This is a genomic window from Maribacter taeanensis, from assembly GCF_047345145.1.
Taxonomy (GTDB): domain Bacteria; phylum Bacteroidota; class Bacteroidia; order Flavobacteriales; family Flavobacteriaceae; genus Maribacter_C.
The window spans coordinates 337,361-360,525 of the sequence record NZ_JBLFER010000004.1; the positions used below are offsets into that span (position 1 = coordinate 337,361).

Genomic DNA, 23,165 nt, shown 5'->3' on the forward strand with positions numbered 1-23,165 from the left:
TTCATTTTCATATAGTGTTCTCATAAAAGAGCTTGGTCTTAATTGATCGAGCTCTTTTTAGTTGAATAATTTTTTTTTCATTCCTTCGAATGAGATGAACTCGTTTCAGTAAAGGCAAGGATCTCCTCCTAATATGATTACCTCTCAAAGAAAGGTCTGTATTGCATCACCCGAAAATCAAAAGTCGTAAAATCAGGGTTCTCATCTTTAAGTTTTTTATAAAGATCCATACTACCAACTGCTCTATTAGCTGCTCCTGAAGGTGCGGTTAGGGAAATTGTTTTAATTGTTCTTGGCTTAGTCTTTCTAGTATTTTGGACTTCACAAAGACTTACCGGTAGATCAAATTCGTGAATTCTTGGCACTATATCGGAAACTACTTTTAACTTTAGTTGATATTCCTTTAAATGTTTTCTGAAAAAATACTCTGGTCCGTTTTTGCTGTTTCCTCCTGTGAATAAAATTGTATGCACAGCTTTATATTTCTGTAAATAGCCAACTAGATTTCGTAATTGAATATTCTGCATTCCCAAATCGGAGGCGTCAATTTTATCTCGCTCCGCACTTGCTACGATATCACAGACTCCGATTTTATACTTTAGAAGAAAGTCTTTTCGTTGCTTCGCCGCAAATTCTGTGGTTTCATATTTTAAATCAAGATTGAAAATTCGATCTAGAATCGGCCATAATTGTCCGTTTCTACTGCCGTAACAAAAATCAACATCATCATCTTTAAGTTCCCCTTTAGTAAATCGAGGAGGTGGAAGCGTACCCACAATAAGCTTTGTTGCCTCTGGAAAAAGAAAAGGTTCGTATGGATGGGTGTGAAGAAACAAGATTATTGGATTATTGGATTATTGGAAAGCCATAACTATCCATTTAAAAAATCAAACTTAAGGCAAATTAACTAGTGTGACATTTCTACAAATTTGAAATCATTTCAATGACTTACAGAAAATCAATATCTTAATACGCCAGGTTTCTATTTTCAAGAGTAAAATACTAAAAAACTAATTATGGGAAGAGGTGATATTAAATCAAAAAGAGTGAAAATCGCAAACAAATCGTATGGTGTGAGAAGGCGGAAAAATAGAAAGGTAGTCGCTTCTACACTTAAAAAGAAAACAACCAAAAAGGAAAAGTAATTTAATCCTTTAAAATCTCAATCGTTGTACTATCACCTTCGGGAAGGTCCTTGATTTTATAGGTAAAAAGGTTCAAAGTGGTAGAATCGATTTCGAAAGTGTTATCGACGGCGATACTTACGGATAAAGAATCTGTAGTGAGAATTACGTTACTCGGAAGAACATTACCATTATAGGCTTGGTAAAATACCGTTCGACCGGATTGAACATCCAAAAAAAACAATGAATCAATACCGACCTCTGTGAATGAACTAATTGATGTATTTTGAACTCGTATTTGTACCCCTTCAAGCTTATCATCACGGTCAGTACATGAAAATAAGACAACAGTAAAACAAATTAGAATAGATACTAAAAACTTCATAAGTACAACTTTTAGATAAGTTCGATACTTATAAAACGGACACTTTCTGAAATTATTCTATCTAATAAATACTGGTTGATTCTCTTTCAGAGTATGCTCTTTACTAAACATATAATCATCTAAATCAAAACCTTTAATATCATCTATAGTCTTCGCATTTGAATCGATAATATAACGTACCATTGAACCTCGAGCTTTTTTTGCAAAAAAACTGATTACCTTTAGTTTATCATTCTTCCAGTCTTTGAAAACAGGAGTAATTACAGGAACTTTTAAAGCTTTTTCGTCTACCGCTCCGAAGTACTCGTTGCTGGCCAAATTAACAAAAAGCTCTCCGTCTTCTAATTCAGAATTCAAATAATCTGTAAGGTCTTTTTTCCAGAATTCATATAGGTTCTTTTTACGACCTACTTTTAGTTGCGTGCCCATCTCCAAGCGATATGGTTGCATTAAGTCTAAGGGCTTTAAGATACCGTAAAGACCAGACAAGATACGGAGTGTATCTTGTAGTTTCTCTAATTTTTTTTCAGAAATAGTATATGCATCTAAACCCTGATAAACATCTCCATTAAAGGCAAATACTGCAGGCCTTGCATTTTCAGTAGTAAACGGAGTAGAAAATTCTTGGTTTCTCTGCCAATTTAACTGTGCCAAATTATCAGATATGTGCATTAATTGAGCAAGGGCTTTTGGTTTTTTCTTTACCAAAACCTTATTCAATTTTTCTGCTTGTTCTAAAAAATCAGGCTTACTATATTTTTCTGTTGGAAGTTTACTTTCGAAGTTCAAGGATTTTGCAGGTGAAATAACAATCTTCATATGCTATTAGTTTTATGATAAAAATAATACCAATTTTTGGGATTGCCTATTCTGGCAAAATGGACTTTTCAATAGCTCTATTGCTAAAATTGATATTACTCAATTTTTGTCGCAGTAGTATCGATTGCATTACGTAATTCTCGATGTGATTTGATAAAGGCCGTCGGATTCACATAGCCAGTTGTATCCGCCGAATATCCATTACCGATTGGCATACCTATCTCCTCACGTATTTCAAGATGTAAATGCGCATAGTATTGCCCATGGGCGGTACCAATCGTGCCGATAGGTTCGCCTTTCAGCACCCATGCATCCTTTTTTGTCAATAAGGTGTCACAATGAGCATATACCGACTCATAAAATTTCCCCTCTGGTAGTTCATGGGTAATACGGACGGTATTTCCCCAACCTCCACCAAAATCCTCAGCGTATGTTGTCTGTCCATTACCTATGGCATAAATGGTATCTCCTAAATCACTATTTCCACCTCCACGTCCGTTCCAATCTTCTCCCAAATGATTATTTTTCGCAAAACCCTGGTAGTCGTAATACCCTTTCCCGTCAGGCTTCCCCACTGGAAAATCAAATCCGTAGGCAATTTTTGACGAATCAATTTCAATCACTTTCGCTATGATTTTTTCTTCTTTTTTCGGAGACAGCTGCTTTTCTTTTGCAGATAATCCACAGCTGCCTACAATCGCAACTGAGATAAATAAGATCACAACAGGTATTATTTTGAGGAGGAATTTGGGCTTACAATTCATTATTGACTATGCTTTGAATAATGACGCCACTTTTCTATACAACTTGAAATATCATCTGGTATTTCAGAATCAAATCGCATTATTTTTTTAGTAACAGGATGAACGAATCCTAAAGTTTTGGCATGAAGCGCCTGGCGTGGTAAAACTTTAAAAGCATTTTCGACAAACTGCTTGTACTTTGTAAATGTGGTTCCTTTCAGTATTCTTTCTCCACCATATCGTTCGTCATTAAACAAAGTGTGACCTATATATTTCATGTGCACGCGAATTTGGTGTGTTCGCCCTGTTTCTAATTTACAGGAAACAAGGGTAACATAACCTAAACGCTCGATTACCTTATAATGGGTAACGGCCTCTTTTCCTTGGTCTCCCTCAGGAAAAACATGCATTTGCAATCTATTTTTCGGATGCCGTGCAATATTCCCTTCAATCGTTCCTTCATTATCTTCAACATTTCCCCAAACCAATGCCACGTACTCTCTTTCTGAGGTCTTGTCAAAAAATTGTTTTGACAAATGCGTCATGGCAGCCTCAGTCTTAGCTACCAGCAGAAGCCCAGAAGTATCTTTGTCGATACGATGTACCAAACCAGGCCTTTCATTACTATTTACTGGTAAGTTTTCTATATGGTGTAATAAGGCATTTATTAAAGTTCCGGAATAATTACCATGACCAGGGTGGACTACCATACCTGCTGGTTTATTAACCACCAAAAGAGAATCATCTTCGTAAACAATATCAATTGGAATGTCTTCTGGTACCAATAAAAACTCATGCGGAGGATGTTCAAACATCACCTTTACCTCATCCTCAGCCTTTACTTTGTAATTCTGCTTAACCACAGCATCATTCACCAAAACATGACCATCTTTTGCGGCTTGCTGTATTTTATTTCGAGTCGCATTTTCAATGAAATTCATCAAAAATTTATCTACACGGAGTGGTTTTTGACCTTTGGGTGCTAAAATTCTATGGTGTTCAAAAAGTTCGTCTTCTTGAAATTCAGGACTATTTTCTGGACCCATCTTATTCCGAATCAGCATTGCTTTGGGCACGCGCTCCTACTCTACCATTTCCACAAACCAATTCTACCTTTGAAGTCTTTGGTAGCTTATCACCTGGTTTTACCTGTTTGCTCTTGTACTTAATGTAATAGACCATGTCTTTACCAATTTGATCAATATAGGTGACACGCTGTACGTCAAGACCCACCGCACGTAACATTGAAGCAGCATTTCGTTGGGTTACTTGAATCACATTGGGAATGGTGACTTTCTTATACCCTGAAGGATTCACTGTAAAATATATCTTGCGATTCTCCTTTACCCTATTACCTGCAGGAGGATCTTGTTCAATAATAGAAAAGCGCGGGTAATCGGGGTTAAAATTTGCCGAGTCTAATACCTCATACCTCAAATCCGCTTCTTCAACTGCTTCACGCATCTCCATAACTGACATTTTTGAAAAATCAGGTACTTCAACAAATTCTCCGTGATTCGTGGTACTATTAAGCCATCGCAATAGTAAGAAAACCAGAACTACAACTGCTAGAACTGCAAGTCCTATTTGTATAAAAAAGGTTTTACTTTTTAAAAAACTAAGAAAATTTCGCATGAAATCGATTTATCTTCGCAAAGATAGGAAATGAAGTTATATCTATACAAAACCTTTTCTTTCTTGAAAAAAATATTGACGAACTAAATGAATACCATGTCTTTTTCTTTACTTTGAAAGATAGTATTCTTAATACTCGATCAAGAAATATAACTGAATATGAAAAAAAAGATCGCCATTATAATGGGTGGTTATTCCAGCGAATATGAAATTTCGTTGAAAAGTGGAAATGTTGTATACCAGTATTTGGATACAGACAAATATGAGGCATATCGCATACATATTTTAAAAGACAAGTGGGTTTATGTAGATGATCATAATATGGAGCACCCTATAAATCGTAATGATTTTTCAGTAAAAATTGATGCAAAATACATTCAATTCGATTGTGTTTTTAATGCCATACACGGCTCTCCTGGCGAAGACGGGTTAATGCAAGCATATTTTGAATTATTAGATATTCCGCAAACATCTTGCGACTATTATCAATCTGCGCTAACGTTTAACAAGCGTGATCTTTTAAGTGTATTAAAGCCTTACGGAATACCTTGCGCGGAGTCTTATTACTTAAATTTTGGAGACCTTATTGATGAAGATGCCATTGCTAAAAAAGTAGGATTACCCTGCTTTGTAAAAGCAAATAAAGCCGGAAGCAGCTTCGGAATCACAAAAGTTTACGAGAAAAAAGATTTGAAGCCTGCAATAGCAAATGCCTACAAAGAGGATGATGAAATTATTATCGAAGCCTTCTTAGATGGCACTGAAGTTTCCGTAGGTGTTATAAAGTATCAAGGAGAAACCAAAGTGCTTCCGATTACAGAGATCATTACTGAAAATGATTTCTTCGATTATGAGGCCAAATACGAAGGCAAGTCGAAAGAGATTACACCGGCCAGAATATCAGAAGAACAAGAAAGAAAAGTTTCTGAAATGGCGCGGCGGGCCTATGACATTTTGAAAATGACAGGGTATTCAAGAAGTGAATTCATTTTTGTTAGTGATACCCCTTACATGCTGGAGATGAACACTACTCCTGGTCTTACCGAACAAAGTATTTTACCCCAACAGGCGGGTGTGGCAGGCATATCACTTTCACAACTGTTTGAAAGTGCAATTGATGAAGCTTTAGCTAAAAAAGGCTAACTTTAGAAACCATAAGTAATATAGAATGAGACGTGCAATTTTTCCAGGTTCTTTCGACCCTTTGACTTTAGGTCATCATGATATTATTAAGAGAGGCATTACACTTTTTGATGAATTGATAATAGCGATAGGGGTTAATGCGGATAAAAAATATATGTTTTCTTTGGAGGAAAGAATGGGGTTTATTGAAGCTGCATTTGTTAATGAGTCGAAAATCAAAGTCCAGACCTATGAAGGGTTGACCGTAGATTTTTGTAAAAAAGTTGATGCCGATTTTATTCTACGTGGTTTGAGAAATCCTGGGGATTTTGAGTTCGAAAAAGCTATAGCCCATACAAATCGATCTTTAACTGAAATTGAAACCGTATTTCTTCTTACCGCATCTGGAAAATCATTTATAAGTTCTTCGATCGTTCGAGACGTTATTCGTAACGGCGGTGATTATACAGGTTTAGTTCCAACAACAGTCATAGTGAAATAGCACTTGAATTAACCTATCCATTGTTTTGTAGGAATTTATTCAAGGAAAACCTCCGAATTAAAGTACGTTTTCCATATAAAAATGGAATAACACCACTACATTCGTGCGATTCACAACATAAATTAATTTTCATTCTCAATTCAACTTATTATTGTAAGAAAATACAACAATATGTTGAAAGGAAGTCAGAAATCCACCAACAATTATCTAATAAAACAGCTGCCTAAAGCAACAGTTTTCGTTGACAAACGAAAAACAGTAGTTTATGTATCAGATAAATGGTTAAATGACTTCGAACTTAACAATTCAAAGGTAATTGGCGCAAACATTATTTCTCTTTTTAAGCATTCAAATCTTGAATGGCAGAAGAGTATTTCGGCTTGTCTAAAGGGGTTACCTAACTTAACCTTAACTGAAAGCCACCAAACCAAAAATGAAAATAAAAAATGGTTTGAGCTACAAAGCACACCGTGGTATAGCGAAAACGAAAACATACTTGGAACAATTTTACAAGCGGAAGACATTACCCGTCGAGTTTCAACTGAAACCAAGCTCGAAAAACTGGAAATCATATCTGAAGATATTTCCGATATGGCTGAAATAGGCTTTTGGGATTATAATCTGGCAGAAGATAAAATGTTTTGGGATGGTCGCACAAAGGCAATTCACGAAGTACCTGAAGATTATATCCCCAATTTTATAGAAACTTCGAATTTTTACAAGCTTGGTCATAGTCGAAATACCATTTCAATGACCGTTAATAGAGCGATAACAAAGGAAGTTCCCTTTAGTGAAAAATTACAATTAATCACCGCAAAAGGAAATGAGATATGGGTAATAGTATCTGGAAAACCTCTATACAAAAAAGGCAAGTTCTCAGGTATGGTAGGTACTATTCAAAATATAAATGAACGTCATTTAACAGAAGTCAGGACAAAAGAGAATCAACGTCTTTTACGAACGCTAATTGATAACTTACCCTTAAGCGTAAGCATTAAAGATCTTGAATCTCGAAGAATACTTGTTAACAAATCAGAAATGGATTTCTGCAAAGTAGCTTCTACAGCTGAAATTATTGGAAAAGATGATTTTAGCTTCTTCGAAAAGACTAGGGCAGAAATTACTAGGAAGGACGATTTGTCAGTAATGCGAGATCTTAAACCAATTTTAAGAAAAGAGGTTACTCATAAGGAGGACAACGGCGAGTCCAGCACCTATTTGATTTCCAAAATTCCCCTTATCGACACTGATGAACATGCTTATGGTTTGGTCAGTATTCGCATGAACATTACCGATATCAAAAAAACGGAACTCGAACTAAGAAAATTAATAGATGTAACCTCATCACAGAATGAAAAACTGATCAATTTTGCGCATATCGTTTCTCACAACTTACGTTCGCATAGTGCCAATTTCTCGATGTTGCTAGACTTTTTAGCCAACGAAAAGTCCGAAGTAGAGAAAGAGAGAATAATGAAAATGCTCCTTGATTCTTCTGATAATCTTTTGGAGACCCTTGATAATTTAAATGAGGTAGTCCACATAACGACAAATACAAGTTTACATAAAAAATACCTTCAATTAAACAAAAAAATAGCTAAGGTTCAACAGAATTTAAGTGCAGAATTAGAGCAGAACAAAATCGAAATTATTAATACTATTAAAAATCATGTGAAAATTAGAGTGGTGCCGGCATATATCGACAGTATTCTTACCAATTTCATGACCAATAGCATTAAGTACAGGTCACTAGAACGTGATTCATTTATTCGATTGAGTACTTCAGTAGAAGGTGACTACACGGTTTTGCATATTGAAGACAACGGACTTGGAATTGACCTAGATAAGTACGGCGAAAAGCTATTCGGAATGTACAAAACATTTCATGACAATAAAGACGCAAAGGGCATTGGTCTCTATATCACAAAAAATCAAATAGAGGCTATGCGAGGAAAAGTGACAGTTGACAGTAAAGTTGGCAAGGGCACTACATTTAAAATATATTTCAATGACAAAGATTAACTCTATTTGTATAATAGATGACGACCCAATAACCGTATTTGGAATGCGGAAAATGCTCGATTCACTGGTTTCTTACGACACCATAAACACCTTCGAAAATGGAAAACTTGCCATAGATGGCATTAAAGACATGATATTTGATGGCCAACAAATTCCCGAAGTGATTTTCCTAGATATCAACATGCCTATTATGGATGGGTGGCAATTTCTAGAGGAATTCATTGCCCTTCCTATTACAAACAAAGTGCGCATCAATATTATAACATCATCAATTGATAGCACAGACGAACAAAACTGGAAGTTGTACAAAGGCAAAACGCATCATACCGTGACTTACAATCACAAACCTATCAGAAAACAAGAAATTGCTGAAATAACGAAGGTTGCTTAAGATTCTCAGTCGCTATATTTTCCTTAGTTTTACGTTGCTTAATTATTTATGTAACGTATCTAGATGAAAGCTACAAAATTTGTTTTAGCAATACTATCTCTTTTCTTTTTGGTCGCATGTGAGACAGAAATGGAAGATGAAAATATAAGTTTTCCCACCCATTTCGAGACAAGCAATGGATCAGAAACTGCTACTTATTTACAGGTTATCAATTTCTACATCCAACTTGCAAAAGAATTCCCTGAAATTAATATTCAAACCATTGGAGATACCGATAGTGGAAATCCTTTACACATGGTTACTTTTAATATTGATGGTGATTTCAATCTTAAAAAAATAGCAGAGGAAAAGACCATTATTTTAATAAATAATGGTATACACCCGGGCGAAAGCGATGGTATCGATGCAACAATGCTTCTTTATAGAGATTTAGCCATAGGCAAGATTAAGCCACCTAAGAATACTGTTTTGGTTACCATTCCTATTTATAATGTTGGAGGCGCTTTGAATCGGAATAGTACCACTCGAGCAAATCAAAACGGACCTAAATCATATGGCTTTCGTGGGAATACTCAGAATTATGATTTGAACCGCGATTTTATAAAAGCTGACACCAAAAATGCGAAAACCTTTTCCCAGATTTTTCATTTGACAAATCCTGATATATTCATTGACAACCATGTTAGCAATGGGGCTGACTATCAATATACCTTGACCCATCTTTTTACTCAACATAATAAGTTAGGTGGAGAACTAGGTGAATATTTAAATGCAGAAATGATGCCTCAACTGGAAAAAAGTCTTGCAGATATGGAATGGGATATCACTCCGTATGTAAATGTATTCAACTCAGTGCCTGAAAAAGGTTTTTCCCAATTTATGGATTACCCAAGATATTCTACGGGATATACCACCCTATGGAACACCCTTGGCATGATGGTAGAAACTCATATGCTGAAACCATACAAACAAAGAGTTGAGGGTACCTATCACCTAATGAACAAAATGATTGCCATTGCCGAAAAAGATGGACGCAAAATAAAAGAACTTCGTAAAAATGCTAGTACTCGCCATCTAGACTGGAAGCACTATCCCGTTACATGGGCAATTGATACCACAAAGTCCTCTACTCTAAATTTCAAAGGCTTTGAAGCTGATACTTTAATAAGTGAAGTGACAGGCTTAAATCGATTAAAATATGATAGAACGCGACCTTTCACAAAAGAGGTAGCCTATCAAAATTATTTCAAGCCAACAGATTCGGTTGAAATTCCAGAAGCTTACATCATCAAAAAAGGGTGGGACAAAATTATCTCCCGACTCGATCTAAATGAAATCGAATATTCAGTTCTAGATGAAGATAGTACTGTAACGGTCGAATCGTATCGCATTGGCAATTATAAAACACAACAAAGGCCTTATGAAGGGCATTACCCGCATTATAACACCAAGGTGGAAAGGACTGTTAAAATGATTACTTTTTCGGAAGGAGATATTCTAATTCCCACGGACCAAATTGGTATTCGGTATTTATTGGAGACCTTAGAGCCCGAAGCCAAAGACTCTTTTTTTAATTGGAATTTCTTCGATGCTATTTTACAACAAAAAGAAGGTTTTTCTCCGTATGTATTTGAAGATGAAGCCCTACAAATGCTTAATGAAGACGATGAGTTAAAAGAATATTTCGAGCTCAAAAAACAAACAGATGAAGCCTTTGCTCAAAATTGGTATGCTCAATTAAACTGGCTTTTTAAACGTTCAAAACATTATGAAGAAGCTCATTTGCAGTATCCTGTATATCGGGTTTTGAAGAAATGATGACCTGTAAGAAAGGAATCAATGCCCAAACAAAATTTTAATATTAATATAAGAATTCTTTAGGGCCTTCTCAATTTTTTTTGGGCCTTTCCATTTTACTCTTTCAATACCTTCACTTTTCTGTCCTTTAAGCTTACCCTTGTATGAAGTTTTCATGGCATACCAATGTACTTCTTTAAGCTTGTAGGTTCCATTTCTTTTGAAAACGTGATATGTAGTTTGAAGAAAGTTTTCGATTTTAAGTTTCTTTACGCCTGTTTCTTCTTCCACTTCACGCAACGCACATTCTTCAATAGATTCTCCTTTGTCCAATTTTCCCTTCGGAAGATCCCATTTATCATTCCTGTAAATAAAAAGCACTTTGCCTTTTTTATTTGTGACCACTCCCCCAGCAGCAACTTCCAAGGGAATTTTATTAGTAAACTTTTTAAGGATTTCTTCGTGGTTCGGATGGTAGATGTACGCTTCCTTTAGTTTCTTCTTTCGTAAGGCATCTATTGCTTCTTGAATTGCATCTCCGTTTAATAAAAAATATTTGCCGTTTGCCGTTTCAGACACTTTATTTGTTAAAATGAGAGGGCGCTCATTGACAAAAACTTTATACATTTGCGGTATGATTTTGAACAAAGACACGGCAAAAAAAACTGCCGAACTTCTCTTACAAATTAATGCAATTAAATTGGAACCTGAAAACCCTTTTACTTGGGCCTCTGGATGGAAATCACCGATTTACTGCGATAATAGAATTATACTCTCTTATCCTACTATAAGAAATTATGTTCGAGAAGAAATGGGCAAGCAAGTCGAGGCTCTTTATGGCAAGCCTGACGTTATTGCAGGTGTTGCCACAGGCGCTATTGGCATTGGAATATTGGTAGCAGAATATTTAGGATTGCCCTTTATTTATGTGAGACCAGAAGCAAAATCTCATGGGAGACAGAATCAGATAGAAGGCCGTTTAGAAGAAAACCAAAGTGTTGTTGTCATCGAAGATTTAATAAGCACCGGTAAAAGTAGTCTTAATGCGGTAGATGCTTTAGAAAAGCAGGGTGCCAATATCAAGGGGATGATTGCCATATTTACGTATGGTTTTGATGCCGCTGTAAAGAATTTTGAAGATAGAAATTTAGATTTACACACGCTTAGCGATTATAGTAATTTGGCGGATAGAGCTGCTGAATCTGGATATATTAAAGAAGAACAATTGAATACTTTAATGGAATGGAGAGCAAATCCATCCGAATGGAAAAAATAATATGTTTATAGAATCTCCCACCACCTCAGTTAATAAAAGTGAAAAAGAAGTTTTTGAGTTCTTAACGGACCTCAAAAACTTTGAGCAATTGATGCCTGAGAATATTGATAAATTTGAAGTCTTAAATGAAAATCGTTTCCTTTTTGCATTAAAAGGTATGCCTGAAATCGTTTTAGAACGAAAAAATCAGACCGAATTCAGTCAATTGGTTTTAGGGGCTGCAAGTGAAAAGTTGCCCTTTACCTTAACCGCTGATATTAAATCTGTTGAAGAGGTGAAGTCTGAGATCACATTAAGCTTTAATGGAGAATTCAATGCAATGATGGCTATGATGATTAAATCGCCAATCACCAATTTCATAAGTACACTTTCTGATAATTTAGGCAAGATTTAAATTTTCCTTACTCCATACGCTAAAGGGAGTGAAAATTTATTCAACTCAGGTTTTAGAAAAAGTCTACCCTTTAGTGTTGGGGCAAGACCTTATCAATACAGCAATCGTATTTCCTTTAAATCATACTCCTTGAAAACGGAGTCTTCCAACTCAACCACAAGTCTACCTTGAGAAGAAATTTTTCTTATAAACCCCATAAATAAATCTCCTTGATTATTTTTAAAAGTAGAAGGTTTGTCTTTTCTAAACAAGTTGCTTTCATACGCTTCCCATAGCCCCTTGAAATTCTTCTTCTCTAATTCAGCAAAACTCCATTTTAAATTCTCGATAATTTTAGGCAGTAACTCCTCAAGATTAAGCGTTCTACCTAACAACAATTTTAACGATGACACGTTAGAGAGGGTATCGAATGTTAGCTGGTTCACATTAAGGCCGATACCTAGTATTGAGGCTTGAATATGATTCCCAGAAAGTACATTCTCAATAAGAATACCGCAAATTTTCAAATTGCCTGACAGAATGTCGTTTGGCCATTTAACAGTTAAATCGGTAATAGACAAACCTTTTAAGGTTTCGATGAGGGCTAATGAAGTACAAATATTAAGTAGAAACTGATCTGAAATGTCAAGATTTTTGTTTTTCTTTAAAACACTCAAAGTGAGGTTTTTACCGGGTTCAGCTTCCCATTTGGCTCCCATTTGGCCTCTGCCATTCAACTGTTTATCAGTAATGACAATTGTGAAATCTTCCAATTCTCGAGAGAACATTAACTCTTTTAAGTATTGGTTTGTTGAGTCCGTGGCATCAAGTTTGACTATATGCATTTATACCCCTAATAATAATGTATAATGTATTCTTAAAAACTAGGGTTAAAAGAACAAAAAAATAATAACTTTGTATAATCTAATAATTTTGAATGCAGAAAGGAAAAGCTAGCGCAGACGAGTTGATAGCATTAATTTTACAGGGAATTGAAGATGTAAAAGGACATGACATTATTTTACTTGATTTAAGGGAAATTGAAAACACCGTTTGTGACTACTTTATTATTTGTAATGGTACTTCGAATACGCAAGTGAACGCCATCGTCGGATCAATCCAAAAAACAGTTAGCAAAGCTATAAAAGATAAACCTTGGCATATAGAAGGTCAAGACAATTCCGAATGGGTTTTAATGGATTACGTTAATGTAGTAGTTCATGTCTTCCAAAAACAAATAAGAGAATTCTATGACATTGAAGGTCTTTGGGGAGATGCAAAGTTCACCGAAATAGAAAGTAGCATAAATCAGTAAAAAAATATAATGGCAAAAGATAATAATACAAATCCAAAGAAACCTAAATTCAACTCATGGTGGATTTATGGATTAATTGCAATCTTATTGATTGGTTTTCAATTTGTAGGAAGCAGCAGTTTTAGTAATACCTCTGAAACTACAACCTCAGAATTGCACGAGTTTTTAAGAAATGGTGATGTTGATAAAATTTTAGTAATCAATAATGCGAGACAAGCGAAAATCTTCCTTACTCAGGAAGCACTTGCCAAAGAAGTACACAAAGATGTATCAGGAAAACCTGCTTTTTTAAACTCAAACGCTCCTCAGTATAATGTCAAGTTTGGAGATCAGAAAAACTTTGAGGACGATATCAAAAAAATAAAGAGCGAAAATAACCTTGATACCATTGTAAAATTTGACACAGATGACAACGTCCTTGTCAATATTTTAATAAATATTTTACCCTTTGTTCTAATAATCGGTATTTGGATTTTCTTAATGCGCAGAATGTCAGGCGGTGGCGGTGGCGGCGCTGGAGGACAGATTTTCAATATTGGAAAATCAAAAGCTAAACTCTTTGACGAAAAAACCGATACAAGAACTTCATTCAAAGATGTAGCCGGATTAGAAGGTGCTAAAGAAGAAGTTGAAGAGATTGTTGAGTTCTTAAGAAATCCAGATAAATACACTTCTCTGGGCGGTAAAATACCGAAAGGGGCCCTTTTAGTAGGACCTCCTGGAACAGGTAAAACTCTTTTGGCTAAGGCAGTTGCCGGAGAAGCTAAAGTACCCTTCTTTTCATTATCAGGTTCTGATTTTGTTGAGATGTTTGTTGGTGTTGGTGCTTCAAGAGTTCGCGACTTGTTCAAACAAGCAAAAGACAAATCTCCCGCAATAATCTTTATCGATGAAATTGATGCTATTGGTCGCGCAAGAGGTAAAAACAACTTTACAGGTTCAAACGATGAACGTGAAAACACGTTAAACCAGCTCTTAACAGAGATGGATGGTTTCGGAACAAACACCAATGTAATTGTATTGGCGGCTACCAACCGTGCAGATGTTTTAGATAAAGCTCTTATGCGTGCTGGTCGATTTGACAGACAAATTTATGTTGACCTTCCAGATATTAGAGAACGAAAGGAAATTTTTGAAGTCCATTTAAGACCTATTAAGACTGCTGAAACATTAGATTTAGATTTCTTAGCCAGACAAACTCCTGGATTCTCTGGAGCTGATATCGCCAACGTCTGTAATGAAGCTGCACTTATTGCTGCTAGGAAAGAAAAGAAGGCTGTTACCAAACAAGATTTTCTTGATGCAGTAGATAGAATTGTTGGTGGATTAGAAAAGAAAAACAAAATTATCACTCCAGGTGAGAAAAAAACTATCGCTTACCATGAAGCAGGTCACGCTACCACAAGTTGGATGTTAGAGCATGCAGCGCCATTAGTAAAAGTAACCATTGTACCTAGAGGACAGTCCTTAGGAGCAGCATGGTATCTTCCAGAAGAAAGGCTAATTGTTCGTCCGGAGCAAATGTTAGATGAAATGTGTGCCACTCTTGGAGGTAGAGCTGCCGAAAAAGTGATTTTCAATAAAATTTCTACGGGTGCTTTAAGTGATTTAGAAAAGGTAACGAAACAAGCCAGAGCTATGGTTACCGTTTACGGACTCAATGATGAAATAGGTAATCTTACCTATTATGATTCTTCAGGTCAAGATTCTTATGGTTTTTCAAAACCATACAGTGAAGAAACTGCTCAAAAAATTGATCAAGAAATCTCAAAAATTATTGAAGCCCAATATCAAAGAGCTATTCAAGTATTAACTGAACACAAAGATAAGCTTACTACTTTAGCAGAAAGGTTACTTGAGAAGGAGGTCATATTTAAAGAGGATCTTGAAAAAATATTCGGAAAAAGACCTTTTGCCGGTGAAGAAGAATTTAGTGAGAATGGTGAAGCAATCACCGAAAGAACAGCAGCTGATATGGATGAGGACATTACCTCTCAAGAGATATAAAGGAAAATAAATAATTACCTTTAACGTTTTTCAAGTAAGTATCGAAAAATAATATTAGCCTTAGTAATACCATTAATGGGATTATTTGATAAATTATTTGGGGGTGGTAAAAAGAAAGTTTCCAAAGAAACAGCGGAAACTCGTGGGCAACATATGCCTGATTTGAATATTCCCATCGATGAAAAATTTACCATTCACTTCAGGAAAAATGGAGGTAAATTTTTATACTGTGATTCCTCAACAGAAATTTCTCAAGCCATTAAAAATATACTTGATGAGAATAGCTGGCAAAAACACCCCTTCTTCATTATGAATAATGCCCTTGAGGAAAAATTTTCAAAAGAAGGCGTAATCTTCACAAAAAATGCCAAAGAGAGCGAGGTATTTTTTACCACTTGCGAACATCTAATTGCTCAAAATGGTTCCATTTTAGTATGTTCAAATCAGTTAAATGAGAAGAAATTACATGAAATTCCCTCTAATGTTATCGTTTTTGCCACCACTAGTCAATTAGTAGAATCTATTGGTGAAGGTCTCAAAAAGATTAAGAAGAAGTATGGACATAGCATTCCTGCCAACATTACCACTCTAAAACATTTTCAGGCAAATGAGGAGAATTCAGATGATTTCTTAACGTACGGAAGCAGTTCAAAAAACCTTTATCTTTTACTTTTGGAAGATTTATAGGATGAAAGAAGTTCTAAGGCGTGCGATAACTGGAGCAGTATACATTATTCTACTATTATCGGCTGTTTTCCTTAATTCAGATGCTTTTGATTTTCTATTTATGACCTTCGGATTGGCTTGCCTTTATGAGTACAAGCGCCTAGTTCAACTCAAAGGATATCACATTTTCATAGCTTACCTTGCATTATGGTGGGTTTTCATCTACTTGGTACCTGATCAGGTCTTTGTTAACGACAAGGTGCTCATTAACATTTTGATGTTCCTAACACTTACCATCAACTTTGCGCTGATAACATATTTGTTTTCAAAAAAAGAAAAACTCTTTAACACACTTCAAAAATTTATCATAGGTCTCTTTTATATCGGAGGAGGGTGCATTTTTCTTACTATGATTCCATATAAAGACAATGAGTTTGCGAAACTCTTGATTATGGGTATTTTTATACTGATCTGGGTTAATGATACTTTTGCTTATTTAGTAGGAACTGCAATAGGGCGAACTAAATTATATTCTGCCGTTTCTCCAAAAAAAACCATTGAAGGTACCTTAGGAGGATTTATCTTTGCCTTAGGTGCTGCTTATATTATGGGGCAATACGAATCAATTATCAATCCCATACAATGGATGATTTTAGCTGGTGTAATAGTTATAGCAGGAAGCATTGGTGATTTGGTTGAGTCAAAATTTAAAAGAACTGCTGGGGTAAAGGATAGCGGTGCAATTCTGCCAGGTCACGGTGGGATGTTGGATCGTCTAGACAGCCTTGTTTTTGCAGCACCATTTGCATATTTAACCTTAAATATTTTTTCATATGTTTCATAGGGAGGGTCAAAAAATAATTTTAACCACCTTTTTTATAGTCTGCGCTATAGTATTGATTGCTCAATATTACATTGACATCTTATGGCTAAAATGGACTTTGCAAATAGGAAGCATAGTAATTCTTGTTCTTATTCTTCAATTTTTCAGAAACCCAAAGCGCACTGTTAAGCTTGATTTTGACGAGTTATTAGCGCCTGTAGATGGTAAAGTGGTGGTTATTGAAGAAGTAGAAGAGACAGAATACTTTAAAGATAGACGTCGACAAGTTTCTATTTTTATGTCCCCAATTAATGTGCATGTAACGCGTTATCCCGCGAGCGGAACCATTAAATATTCAAAATACCATCCAGGTAAATATTTGGTAGCTTGGCATCCAAAATCAAGCACAGATAACGAAAGAACCACAGTAGTTATCAATACTCCGAAATTTGGTGAGATATTATATCGCCAAATAGCAGGAGCAATGGCTCGAAGAATAGTAAATTATGCCGAAGAAGGTGAGAGCGTTCAACAGGGGGAGGATGCAGGGTTTATTAAATTTGGCTCTAGAGTAGACTTATTCTTACCTTTAGATTGTGCTATCGCAGTAAAACTAGATCAAAAAGTAGTCGGTGCAAAAACTTGTATCGCAGCCTGCGTGACTAAAAAAGAGAATGAAGAGTGAAAAAATAAATACGGATTTCAAAGCAGCTGTCGAATATGTGAATAGCTATAGGAAACCCTTACCTGCAGATTTACTCTTAAAGCTGTACGCCTACTATAAAATAGCAAATAAAAATCAGAATCATCCTGGCAGCACGACTCCTTTAATTAATGCTTTCAAAGCAAATGCGCTTATTCAAGCAAAGAATATTGGTCGTGAAAAAGCTATGAAGGAGTATGTGAAATTGGTGAAAAAGGAGATCAAAACTGGTCAATAGCTTTCAGAGTTCAATCGTTACCCTTAGCTATTCATAAAGGTCATCAACATCTGCATTGCAGATTTCATAAAATAATCCTCCCATTTTTTGCGTCAGATCTCTAAAAAAATGTTCTCCTTTCTCAGCAGTAGATTTATGTGGATTTCCGACCCCAGTATCTTTGCTAATTTCTGACCATTTACGCTCGGCCCACATCCAACCTTCAGAGAAGGCTTTGATTTTATATTTTTTGTCTTTTCCATCACCCCATTTATCCTTTGGTAAAACCAAATCGGGTCTTAAATATAACATGAGGCTCGTCTCCATCTCGTCTGCGTGATCACCTTTTTCCTCAAAATAAGAATACTTATCAAGAGCTCCAGGGAAAAAAGATAGGCTGATAAACATCTTTGGAAACTTTAGTCCCAACTCTCGAATTAAAGGCTTAAAATTATTTCCACCGTGCCCGTTATGTATTAGCAGTTTGTATATACCTTGGCGATTCAAAACTTCAACGATATCTGTTAACATTGCCAATTGGGTACTTGGATTCAGATTTATATCTAAATAAATATCCGATTGACCTGTGTTCACCCCAAATGGAATTGTTGGCAGCACGATAACCTTTCCTCCTTTTTCCCAAGCCACTTTTGCAGATTCAGCGACCATATGATCTGCCTGTATATTATCGGTGGCATAAGGTAAATGATAGTTATGGGCTTCGGTTGCACCCCAAGGTAAAATGGCTAAATCGAATTTAGCATCTTTAAGAGTTTCCCAATTTGTTTCTGCAAGAATGTACGGTCTCATAGGTTTTATGTTTGATACACAAACTTAAGAAGTCGTTAGGAGATTTGAAGGTTTATTCGAAAATATCCAGATAATAGGCGCAGGTATATTGACTACAAAGATCTTCGCGTTCTTTTAATCGCCAGTACTTGCGGCTTCCAGTTTTTCGGAAGGTGTATGAGACATCTCTATCTAAAAGTCCGCAGCAGCCTTCCGTGAAAAGTTTTAAATGTCCTGTAATCTTGAAATTCTTTTCATCCAGTATAGTAACCTTTCCATCCAACAAAACATATTCTTCTTTGTTGCTAGAATACTGTTCTCCTTTTATGATAAGTTCCCCCTGCTCGTTTCTTGATATTTCTGCCGAACCGTAGCCATCCCATATAAACTGGACTCCGAACATATGTTCTCCGACTAATGAACTCTCTATGGCAATATTGGCACTATCTTGAGCAGATAATCCGAAAAAAGACAAAATTAGAAATGAAATAAGGGCATACTTTTTCATGTAACGGAGTTTCGATGTATGTATTTCGAAGAAATCAAGGTTCATATTAATAATTAGCTAGACCGCCACTTGGGTATTCACTTCATCCTTTTCAAAGTATGTGAAGTATATTCCTGCACAAATGGTAATTACAAAATAGGCAATGACAAAAAGACTTCCGGAAGCGATATAGTCGTTTATACCAAACCAATCTTTGGTTACAAAAATTAAAGCCAGTCCGGCCAATCCTCTACATACTTCTATCCAAACGGCATAATTCGTTCGGTCCATTAAGGTCGTATATCCATAGATACCAATAAAAACAAAAGCTCCAAAAATCAACAAACCGTCAAACCCAATATTCGAATAGTTGTAAAACATAAATAACAAGAATCCCAAAGTTGCGAACAGCTGAAAAATCGAATAACCATTCAAAGCTTTCGAACTTGGTGTTTTATACCGCTCAAATTGATACACATCTTCAATAATGGAAATTGGGTATTTCTCTTTTACATCGGCAGGGCGCCAACCCGTGGGCATAAACCAAATGCGTATTTTATCCCAAAAACTATTGGTGCGCCAGGCGTCTTTGATAAGTCGCCAAATATGCTGAAAATTGATGAGTACGGGGTTCCAAGTTGCGGCGGGTTTTAAAACACCATATTGCGGCGAAACTTCATCGAGTTCTTCTTGGAAGGTGCCAAATATTCTATCCCAAACGGAAAGGATCTGTCCTAAATTCTTATCGATGTATTCTGGGTTAATTGCATGATGCACCCGATGTTGAGAGGGAGTAATAATAAAATATTCTAACCATCCCAACTTTCCAATATGCTGTGTATGGTACCAAAATTGGGCAAACAAATGAATAGGAGCCAAAATAGCAATCACTTCATTGGGCACGCCTACTAAGGCAGCAGGAATGAGCAAAAAAGGGAAATAACCTAACAAATTAGAAACCGATTGTCTTAGCGCACAGGCCAAATTAAATTCTTCACTACTATGATGAATTACATGTTGATTCCAAAAAAAATTGATTTTATGACTTAAACGGTGATTCCAATATCCGGCAAAATCAATAGCGATAAAAGCTACCAACCAAACTAACCAGTTCGCTTCAATTTCCATCAAAGCCAAATTATCAACCAAATACGGATAGGTTACCAAAATTATTCCCAATCCCAAAGAATCTTTTAAAATGTTGGTAAAGCCAGAGCTAATGCTCGAGACCGTATCCATCACCTTGTATTTCTGATTTTTAACAAAATATCCATACAAGATTTCCGCCGCCAAAAGGAGCATAAAAAAAGGAATGGCGTATAATAGAGCTTTCGCGTAGGTTTCCATAAAGTAAAATTAATTCGGCCCCACCATAATATGAGCGCGATGTGTTCCAGGGTCCATCAACCATGGCATTCCCTTAGCGTGAGGTTTCAAAGGTAATCCTGTAGATTCTGCAGTGGCAAAGGGAGTATAAATTACATATCTAAACTGGCCATCTCCTAAAGTCGCTTTGGTTTTATCATAGGTTTCTTCGCTTCCGTAGAAAATGTACATCATACTCGGTGTTTCGGGCATTTTAAGGGTTCCTGCTGCAACTTCTTCGCCTCGTATTTTTCTAACTTCCATGGTTTCCTTTCCTTCCTTTTGAAGTTGACGGCCTCTTTTCATAAAAGGTTCTAATTCCTTAAAATAACAAGAAGCCTGAATACCTTTATTATAAGGATTGTCGGCAACACATACCAGATCATTTGTTCCCTCTCGTAAAACTATAACCTCTCCATCTTCATTATAACCGTAAACCATTGCGCCCTCTTTTTTCTCTTCAGGAGCGGGTAATACCGCAGTCTTTATCTGGATTTCTTTTGACATAATTTCAGGCTTTTCCTCTTGAGCACAAGCTGAAAATATGGATAAGACTAAACTGACTAAAAGTAGATTTTTCATGACATCTTAATTTTCCTAAAGATAGCAAATTCCCTGAAAAAAGGGATTCAACAATCAAATACACTCCTTAATTTTGACAATATTACTTATTGATTATTAGTTAATTATATTTAGACTTTAAAACCAACCTTATGATTTTCTTTTTTGGCAGCCGAGCTTCAAAAATAAAAGAACGCAAACTAAAGAGAACTACATGCCCGCACTGTGAAACAAAAGATTCGTTTACCGTTTCAACATTCTCTAAATATTTTCACTTTTTCTTTATCCCAATTATTCCTTTATTCAAGACGCATGTAGCGGAATGCTCTCATTGCAGAAAGAGTTATTCGAAGCATGAATTCACAAAGGATATGAATGCTGCTTTAGATAGAGAAAACGAAACCAATCCTGCAAAAAGACCCATATGGCAGGGTTGCGGCTGCATGCTTATTACCGGATTTTTCTTAATAGTATTTAGTATTTCGATCTACGGTGTCTATTTTGGAGATGATTTAAGAAACGAATCCGCATTAGAAAAAGATGCGCGAAAAGACTACTTAGATGCCGATTTTAAGAAAACCACAGCTATAATGACTGGTGAAAAAGCTTCCCTCACCTTAGCATTAAAAGAATGTGTTGACTATGATATTGAAAGCGGATTGAACACAGACAAAATTCAATACTTTACCAGAATAAATGAGCAGAAATTACTGGTACTTTTACGCATTCGAAATATCAAAGAAGTCGAACCTTCAGATAGAAAAATAGTTATCAATGTGGTCGAGGATTGTCTTGCAGCTATGCCTGCTTTAGATAGTATTAGCGAATACTATATTGGTGTTGAGGGGAAATGGAACACCGTTCTTGTAAAAACACCCACCGACTCCGATTTAGGGGGTAGATTTGCCGATAAATATAAACTTTTGCCGTTTTACGGTGAAAAGGAAATAGCAAGAGATTCTACAGAAATAAAAGAAATCATCGAAGCAAAATCAGACTCCATACCCATAGATTAGCCTATCGATTTTGAAAACCTAACTTTTCTACTTTTGCCAGCCACTTTTGCCGGAATTCATCTTTTGAAAGTCGCAAAGGACCAATCGAAGTAATACTTACTTTTTTAATTCCGATAAAGTTCATCGTCAACTTTTTCATTGCAATATGGCTCGGTCTGGCATTAATCCAGCGGTAATACCAGGTCGGTTGATCCATGGTGCATATGATGCGAGATGTTTTTCCGATTAAGTATTTATCCCACCAAACTGACCCTTTTCGTTTCTGAAAGGCAAAACCGGGAAGCAATACACGATCTAAAAACCCTTTCATTAATGCTGGTACCGAGCCCCACCAAACAGGATATACCCAAACAATATGGTCGGCCCATTTGATGCTTTCTTGTGCTTTTACTAGATCAGGTTCCAATTCAGTACGCTTGCGATAGCCGAATTCTAGATTGGGATTAAAGTCCAACTCCCCAATATTAATTTCCTGAACCTCAGCACCCGAATTTTTAGCACCTTTCATGTACGCAGCCGCTAAAGCATAGTTATAGCTTTCTTTATCTGGATGGCCGTTGATAAGCAATATCTTCATAAATCTTACTTTTTAATTTCTTTGAGATTATGTAATCATGAATTACCCCAGTAAATGAGTCCAGCAATAACTAACATTAGTAACCACTGCCACATCTTGAAATAAATATTCGAAAACTTTTTGGAGATAATCAATGTAAGTAAAAAAGCAATTCCATAGCCCAGAAAATAAAGTGCTAGCAGATTTAATAAAAGCTTTGACTCTTGAAAATAATCGGTAAAATTAATCAACGCTAAACCTATTGTAGCAAACAAGAAATCAATAGAAACGATATGAAATGCACCACGACTCATCGTCCAGAATATTCGAAGCCTTTTTGGACTATCCTGCTCTGGTTCTATCGCTTTAAGGTTTTTGTCTCCCCCAAATGTGTGGATGATAAAAGTGAATAAAACTAAGAGATTGGCTATAATCAATATGGTATTCATCTTCTTTTTTTCCAAAGGTAAA

The 23,165-nt window shown here is 36.0% G+C and carries 29 protein-coding genes; 15 read left to right on the forward strand and 14 right to left on the reverse strand.

Annotation, left to right across the window (positions count from 1 at the left end):
* Positions 1 to 137: 137 nt before the first annotated feature.
* On the reverse strand, positions 138 to 836 hold the full coding sequence (locus ACKWCD_RS14770; RefSeq protein ID WP_413984723.1) for a uracil-DNA glycosylase family protein: 699 nt from the start codon (positions 834 to 836) through the stop codon (positions 138 to 140).
* 180 nt (positions 837 to 1,016) lie between these two features.
* Between ACKWCD_RS14770 and ACKWCD_RS14775 the strand changes: the two genes are divergently transcribed.
* Positions 1,017 to 1,145, forward strand: a complete 129-nt coding sequence (locus tag ACKWCD_RS14775) for a 30S ribosomal protein THX (RefSeq protein WP_413984724.1) — start codon at positions 1,017 to 1,019, stop codon at positions 1,143 to 1,145.
* Between the two features lies 1 nt (position 1,146).
* Here ACKWCD_RS14775 and ACKWCD_RS14780 read toward each other — a convergent pair whose 3' ends face one another.
* From ACKWCD_RS14780 to ACKWCD_RS14800, 5 genes are all read right to left on the reverse strand, one after another.
* On the reverse strand, positions 1,147 to 1,509 hold the full coding sequence (locus ACKWCD_RS14780) for a hypothetical protein (protein WP_413984725.1): 363 nt from the start codon (positions 1,507 to 1,509) through the stop codon (positions 1,147 to 1,149).
* 57 nt (positions 1,510 to 1,566) lie between these two features.
* Positions 1,567 to 2,328 (reverse strand): peroxide stress protein YaaA, encoded by a 762-nt coding sequence (yaaA, locus tag ACKWCD_RS14785; protein ID WP_413984726.1) that lies wholly within the window; start codon positions 2,326 to 2,328, stop codon positions 1,567 to 1,569.
* A gap of 95 nt (positions 2,329 to 2,423) precedes the next feature.
* Positions 2,424 to 3,050 carry a peptidoglycan DD-metalloendopeptidase family protein gene (locus tag ACKWCD_RS14790; RefSeq protein WP_413984727.1) on the reverse strand — a complete coding sequence of 209 codons (627 nt, stop codon included), beginning with the start codon at positions 3,048 to 3,050 and terminating at the stop codon, positions 2,424 to 2,426.
* 41 nt (positions 3,051 to 3,091) lie between these two features.
* Complete coding sequence (locus tag ACKWCD_RS14795) at positions 3,092 to 4,117, reverse strand: RluA family pseudouridine synthase (RefSeq protein WP_413984728.1); 1,026 nt, start codon at positions 4,115 to 4,117, stop codon at positions 3,092 to 3,094.
* Between the two features lies 1 nt (position 4,118).
* Positions 4,119 to 4,706 (reverse strand): PASTA domain-containing protein, encoded by a 588-nt coding sequence (locus ACKWCD_RS14800; protein WP_413984729.1) that lies wholly within the window; start codon positions 4,704 to 4,706, stop codon positions 4,119 to 4,121.
* Positions 4,707 to 4,865: 159 nt separating this feature from the next.
* Between ACKWCD_RS14800 and ACKWCD_RS14805 the strand changes: the two genes are divergently transcribed.
* From ACKWCD_RS14805 to ACKWCD_RS14825, 5 genes are all read left to right on the forward strand, one after another.
* Positions 4,866 to 5,849 carry a D-alanine--D-alanine ligase gene (locus ACKWCD_RS14805; RefSeq protein WP_413984730.1) on the forward strand — a complete coding sequence of 328 codons (984 nt, stop codon included), beginning with the start codon at positions 4,866 to 4,868 and terminating at the stop codon, positions 5,847 to 5,849.
* A gap of 25 nt (positions 5,850 to 5,874) precedes the next feature.
* A complete protein-coding gene (gene coaD / locus ACKWCD_RS14810; RefSeq protein WP_413984731.1) occupies positions 5,875 to 6,330 on the forward strand; it encodes a pantetheine-phosphate adenylyltransferase in 456 nt (151 codons plus the stop codon).
* A gap of 171 nt (positions 6,331 to 6,501) precedes the next feature.
* The gene (locus tag ACKWCD_RS14815; protein WP_413984732.1) at positions 6,502 to 8,352 is read left to right on the forward strand and encodes a PAS domain S-box protein; all 1,851 of its coding nucleotides are present in this window, start codon (positions 6,502 to 6,504) and stop codon (positions 8,350 to 8,352) included.
* Positions 8,339 to 8,743 (forward strand): response regulator, encoded by a 405-nt coding sequence (locus tag ACKWCD_RS14820; protein ID WP_413984733.1) that lies wholly within the window; start codon positions 8,339 to 8,341, stop codon positions 8,741 to 8,743. The genes ACKWCD_RS14815 and ACKWCD_RS14820 overlap by 14 nt, the downstream gene beginning before the upstream one ends.
* Before the next feature lie 63 nt (positions 8,744 to 8,806).
* A complete protein-coding gene (locus tag ACKWCD_RS14825) occupies positions 8,807 to 10,561 on the forward strand; it encodes a M14 family metallopeptidase (protein WP_413984734.1) in 1,755 nt (584 codons plus the stop codon).
* 18 nt (positions 10,562 to 10,579) lie between these two features.
* Here the strand turns inward: ACKWCD_RS14825 and ACKWCD_RS14830 are convergent, their stop codons facing one another.
* Positions 10,580 to 11,167, reverse strand: a complete 588-nt coding sequence (locus tag ACKWCD_RS14830) for an NUDIX hydrolase (protein ID WP_413984735.1) — start codon at positions 11,165 to 11,167, stop codon at positions 10,580 to 10,582.
* A 7-nt stretch (positions 11,168 to 11,174) separates the two neighbouring features.
* On the opposite strand from ACKWCD_RS14830, the gene pyrE reads away from it, so the two are divergent.
* Together pyrE and ACKWCD_RS14840 are read left to right on the forward strand one after the other, a co-directional pair.
* The gene (gene pyrE, locus ACKWCD_RS14835) at positions 11,175 to 11,816 is read left to right on the forward strand and encodes an orotate phosphoribosyltransferase (protein ID WP_413984736.1); all 642 of its coding nucleotides are present in this window, start codon (positions 11,175 to 11,177) and stop codon (positions 11,814 to 11,816) included.
* 1 nt (position 11,817) lies between these two features.
* The gene (locus ACKWCD_RS14840; protein ID WP_413984737.1) at positions 11,818 to 12,210 is read left to right on the forward strand and encodes an SRPBCC family protein; all 393 of its coding nucleotides are present in this window, start codon (positions 11,818 to 11,820) and stop codon (positions 12,208 to 12,210) included.
* Positions 12,211 to 12,302: 92 nt separating this feature from the next.
* Here ACKWCD_RS14840 and ACKWCD_RS14845 read toward each other — a convergent pair whose 3' ends face one another.
* On the reverse strand, positions 12,303 to 13,034 hold the full coding sequence (locus ACKWCD_RS14845; protein WP_413984738.1) for a biotin--[acetyl-CoA-carboxylase] ligase: 732 nt from the start codon (positions 13,032 to 13,034) through the stop codon (positions 12,303 to 12,305).
* A gap of 92 nt (positions 13,035 to 13,126) precedes the next feature.
* Here ACKWCD_RS14845 and rsfS point away from each other — a divergent pair, with 92 nt between their 5' ends.
* From rsfS to ACKWCD_RS14875, 6 genes are all read left to right on the forward strand, one after another.
* Positions 13,127 to 13,504, forward strand: a complete 378-nt coding sequence (rsfS, locus tag ACKWCD_RS14850; RefSeq protein WP_413984739.1) for a ribosome silencing factor — start codon at positions 13,127 to 13,129, stop codon at positions 13,502 to 13,504.
* Positions 13,505 to 13,513: 9 nt separating this feature from the next.
* Positions 13,514 to 15,511, forward strand: a complete 1,998-nt coding sequence (gene ftsH / locus ACKWCD_RS14855) for an ATP-dependent zinc metalloprotease FtsH (protein ID WP_413984740.1) — start codon at positions 13,514 to 13,516, stop codon at positions 15,509 to 15,511.
* A gap of 75 nt (positions 15,512 to 15,586) precedes the next feature.
* Positions 15,587 to 16,198: an LUD domain-containing protein gene (locus tag ACKWCD_RS14860; RefSeq protein WP_413984741.1), complete on the forward strand. Its 612-nt coding sequence runs from the start codon at positions 15,587 to 15,589 to the stop codon at positions 16,196 to 16,198.
* 1 nt (position 16,199) lies between these two features.
* Entirely contained in the window at positions 16,200 to 17,021 is an 822-nt protein-coding gene (locus tag ACKWCD_RS14865; RefSeq protein WP_413984742.1) for a phosphatidate cytidylyltransferase, read from the forward strand.
* Positions 17,011 to 17,685, forward strand: a complete 675-nt coding sequence (locus tag ACKWCD_RS14870; protein ID WP_413984743.1) for a phosphatidylserine decarboxylase family protein — start codon at positions 17,011 to 17,013, stop codon at positions 17,683 to 17,685. Before ACKWCD_RS14865 ends, ACKWCD_RS14870 begins: the two co-directional genes overlap by 11 nt.
* Complete coding sequence (locus ACKWCD_RS14875) at positions 17,675 to 17,941, forward strand: acyl-CoA-binding protein (RefSeq protein WP_413984744.1); 267 nt, start codon at positions 17,675 to 17,677, stop codon at positions 17,939 to 17,941. Before ACKWCD_RS14870 ends, ACKWCD_RS14875 begins: the two co-directional genes overlap by 11 nt.
* A gap of 27 nt (positions 17,942 to 17,968) precedes the next feature.
* On the opposite strand, the gene ACKWCD_RS14880 is transcribed toward ACKWCD_RS14875, so the two are convergent.
* From ACKWCD_RS14880 to ACKWCD_RS14895, 4 genes are read right to left on the reverse strand one after another with little or no spacing between them, the layout of a single operon-like run.
* Entirely contained in the window at positions 17,969 to 18,730 is a 762-nt protein-coding gene (locus ACKWCD_RS14880; RefSeq protein ID WP_413984745.1) for a creatininase family protein, read from the reverse strand.
* Between the two features lie 52 nt (positions 18,731 to 18,782).
* Positions 18,783 to 19,217: a hypothetical protein gene (locus tag ACKWCD_RS14885; RefSeq protein WP_413984746.1), complete on the reverse strand. Its 435-nt coding sequence runs from the start codon at positions 19,215 to 19,217 to the stop codon at positions 18,783 to 18,785.
* Positions 19,218 to 19,274: 57 nt separating this feature from the next.
* Positions 19,275 to 20,543: a sterol desaturase family protein gene (locus ACKWCD_RS14890; protein ID WP_413984747.1), complete on the reverse strand. Its 1,269-nt coding sequence runs from the start codon at positions 20,541 to 20,543 to the stop codon at positions 19,275 to 19,277.
* A gap of 9 nt (positions 20,544 to 20,552) precedes the next feature.
* Positions 20,553 to 21,143: a hypothetical protein gene (locus ACKWCD_RS14895; protein ID WP_413984748.1), complete on the reverse strand. Its 591-nt coding sequence runs from the start codon at positions 21,141 to 21,143 to the stop codon at positions 20,553 to 20,555.
* A gap of 131 nt (positions 21,144 to 21,274) precedes the next feature.
* Between ACKWCD_RS14895 and ACKWCD_RS14900 the strand changes: the two genes are divergently transcribed.
* A complete protein-coding gene (locus tag ACKWCD_RS14900) occupies positions 21,275 to 22,138 on the forward strand; it encodes a zinc-ribbon domain-containing protein (protein WP_413984749.1) in 864 nt (287 codons plus the stop codon).
* 1 nt (position 22,139) lies between these two features.
* Here ACKWCD_RS14900 and ACKWCD_RS14905 read toward each other — a convergent pair whose 3' ends face one another.
* Together ACKWCD_RS14905 and ACKWCD_RS14910 are read right to left on the reverse strand one after the other, a co-directional pair.
* Positions 22,140 to 22,715 (reverse strand): NAD(P)H-dependent oxidoreductase, encoded by a 576-nt coding sequence (locus tag ACKWCD_RS14905; protein ID WP_413984750.1) that lies wholly within the window; start codon positions 22,713 to 22,715, stop codon positions 22,140 to 22,142.
* Between the two features lie 35 nt (positions 22,716 to 22,750).
* Positions 22,751 to 23,143, reverse strand: coding sequence for a hypothetical protein (locus ACKWCD_RS14910; protein ID WP_413984751.1), 393 nt, complete (start codon positions 23,141 to 23,143; stop codon positions 22,751 to 22,753).
* Positions 23,144 to 23,165 lie beyond the last annotated feature (22 nt).

What these genes read in the sequence shown, in the direction of transcription:
- ACKWCD_RS14905 (WP_413984750.1), bottom strand. Translation starts at nt 22,715, where the DNA reads ATGAAGATATTGCTTATCAACGGCCATCCAGATAAAGAAAGCTATAAC.
- ACKWCD_RS14840 (WP_413984737.1), top strand. Translation starts at nt 11,818, where the DNA reads ATGTTTATAGAATCTCCCACCACCTCAGTTAATAAAAGTGAAAAAGAA.
- ACKWCD_RS14780 (WP_413984725.1), bottom strand. Translation starts at nt 1,509, where the DNA reads ATGAAGTTTTTAGTATCTATTCTAATTTGTTTTACTGTTGTCTTATTT.
- rsfS (WP_413984739.1), top strand. Translation starts at nt 13,127, where the DNA reads ATGCAGAAAGGAAAAGCTAGCGCAGACGAGTTGATAGCATTAATTTTA.
- ACKWCD_RS14775 (WP_413984724.1), top strand. Translation starts at nt 1,017, where the DNA reads ATGGGAAGAGGTGATATTAAATCAAAAAGAGTGAAAATCGCAAACAAA.
- ACKWCD_RS14870 (WP_413984743.1), top strand. Translation starts at nt 17,011, where the DNA reads ATGTTTCATAGGGAGGGTCAAAAAATAATTTTAACCACCTTTTTTATA.
- ACKWCD_RS14875 (WP_413984744.1), top strand. Translation starts at nt 17,675, where the DNA reads ATGAAGAGTGAAAAAATAAATACGGATTTCAAAGCAGCTGTCGAATAT.
- ACKWCD_RS14865 (WP_413984742.1), top strand. Translation starts at nt 16,200, where the DNA reads ATGAAAGAAGTTCTAAGGCGTGCGATAACTGGAGCAGTATACATTATT.
- ACKWCD_RS14845 (WP_413984738.1), bottom strand. Translation starts at nt 13,034, where the DNA reads ATGCATATAGTCAAACTTGATGCCACGGACTCAACAAACCAATACTTA.
- ACKWCD_RS14800 (WP_413984729.1), bottom strand. Translation starts at nt 4,706, where the DNA reads ATGCGAAATTTTCTTAGTTTTTTAAAAAGTAAAACCTTTTTTATACAA.
- ACKWCD_RS14880 (WP_413984745.1), bottom strand. Translation starts at nt 18,730, where the DNA reads ATGAGACCGTACATTCTTGCAGAAACAAATTGGGAAACTCTTAAAGAT.
- ACKWCD_RS14795 (WP_413984728.1), bottom strand. Translation starts at nt 4,117, where the DNA reads ATGGGTCCAGAAAATAGTCCTGAATTTCAAGAAGACGAACTTTTTGAA.
- ACKWCD_RS14910 (WP_413984751.1), bottom strand. Translation starts at nt 23,143, where the DNA reads ATGAATACCATATTGATTATAGCCAATCTCTTAGTTTTATTCACTTTT.
- ACKWCD_RS14820 (WP_413984733.1), top strand. Translation starts at nt 8,339, where the DNA reads ATGACAAAGATTAACTCTATTTGTATAATAGATGACGACCCAATAACC.
- ACKWCD_RS14885 (WP_413984746.1), bottom strand. Translation starts at nt 19,217, where the DNA reads ATGAAAAAGTATGCCCTTATTTCATTTCTAATTTTGTCTTTTTTCGGA.
- ACKWCD_RS14895 (WP_413984748.1), bottom strand. Translation starts at nt 21,143, where the DNA reads ATGAAAAATCTACTTTTAGTCAGTTTAGTCTTATCCATATTTTCAGCT.
- ACKWCD_RS14890 (WP_413984747.1), bottom strand. Translation starts at nt 20,543, where the DNA reads ATGGAAACCTACGCGAAAGCTCTATTATACGCCATTCCTTTTTTTATG.
- ACKWCD_RS14860 (WP_413984741.1), top strand. Translation starts at nt 15,587, where the DNA reads ATGGGATTATTTGATAAATTATTTGGGGGTGGTAAAAAGAAAGTTTCC.
- yaaA (WP_413984726.1), bottom strand. Translation starts at nt 2,328, where the DNA reads ATGAAGATTGTTATTTCACCTGCAAAATCCTTGAACTTCGAAAGTAAA.
- ACKWCD_RS14815 (WP_413984732.1), top strand. Translation starts at nt 6,502, where the DNA reads ATGTTGAAAGGAAGTCAGAAATCCACCAACAATTATCTAATAAAACAG.
- ACKWCD_RS14805 (WP_413984730.1), top strand. Translation starts at nt 4,866, where the DNA reads ATGAAAAAAAAGATCGCCATTATAATGGGTGGTTATTCCAGCGAATAT.
- ftsH (WP_413984740.1), top strand. Translation starts at nt 13,514, where the DNA reads ATGGCAAAAGATAATAATACAAATCCAAAGAAACCTAAATTCAACTCA.
- coaD (WP_413984731.1), top strand. Translation starts at nt 5,875, where the DNA reads ATGAGACGTGCAATTTTTCCAGGTTCTTTCGACCCTTTGACTTTAGGT.
- ACKWCD_RS14830 (WP_413984735.1), bottom strand. Translation starts at nt 11,167, where the DNA reads ATGTATAAAGTTTTTGTCAATGAGCGCCCTCTCATTTTAACAAATAAA.
- ACKWCD_RS14825 (WP_413984734.1), top strand. Translation starts at nt 8,807, where the DNA reads ATGAAAGCTACAAAATTTGTTTTAGCAATACTATCTCTTTTCTTTTTG.
- pyrE (WP_413984736.1), top strand. Translation starts at nt 11,175, where the DNA reads ATGATTTTGAACAAAGACACGGCAAAAAAAACTGCCGAACTTCTCTTA.
- ACKWCD_RS14900 (WP_413984749.1), top strand. Translation starts at nt 21,275, where the DNA reads ATGATTTTCTTTTTTGGCAGCCGAGCTTCAAAAATAAAAGAACGCAAA.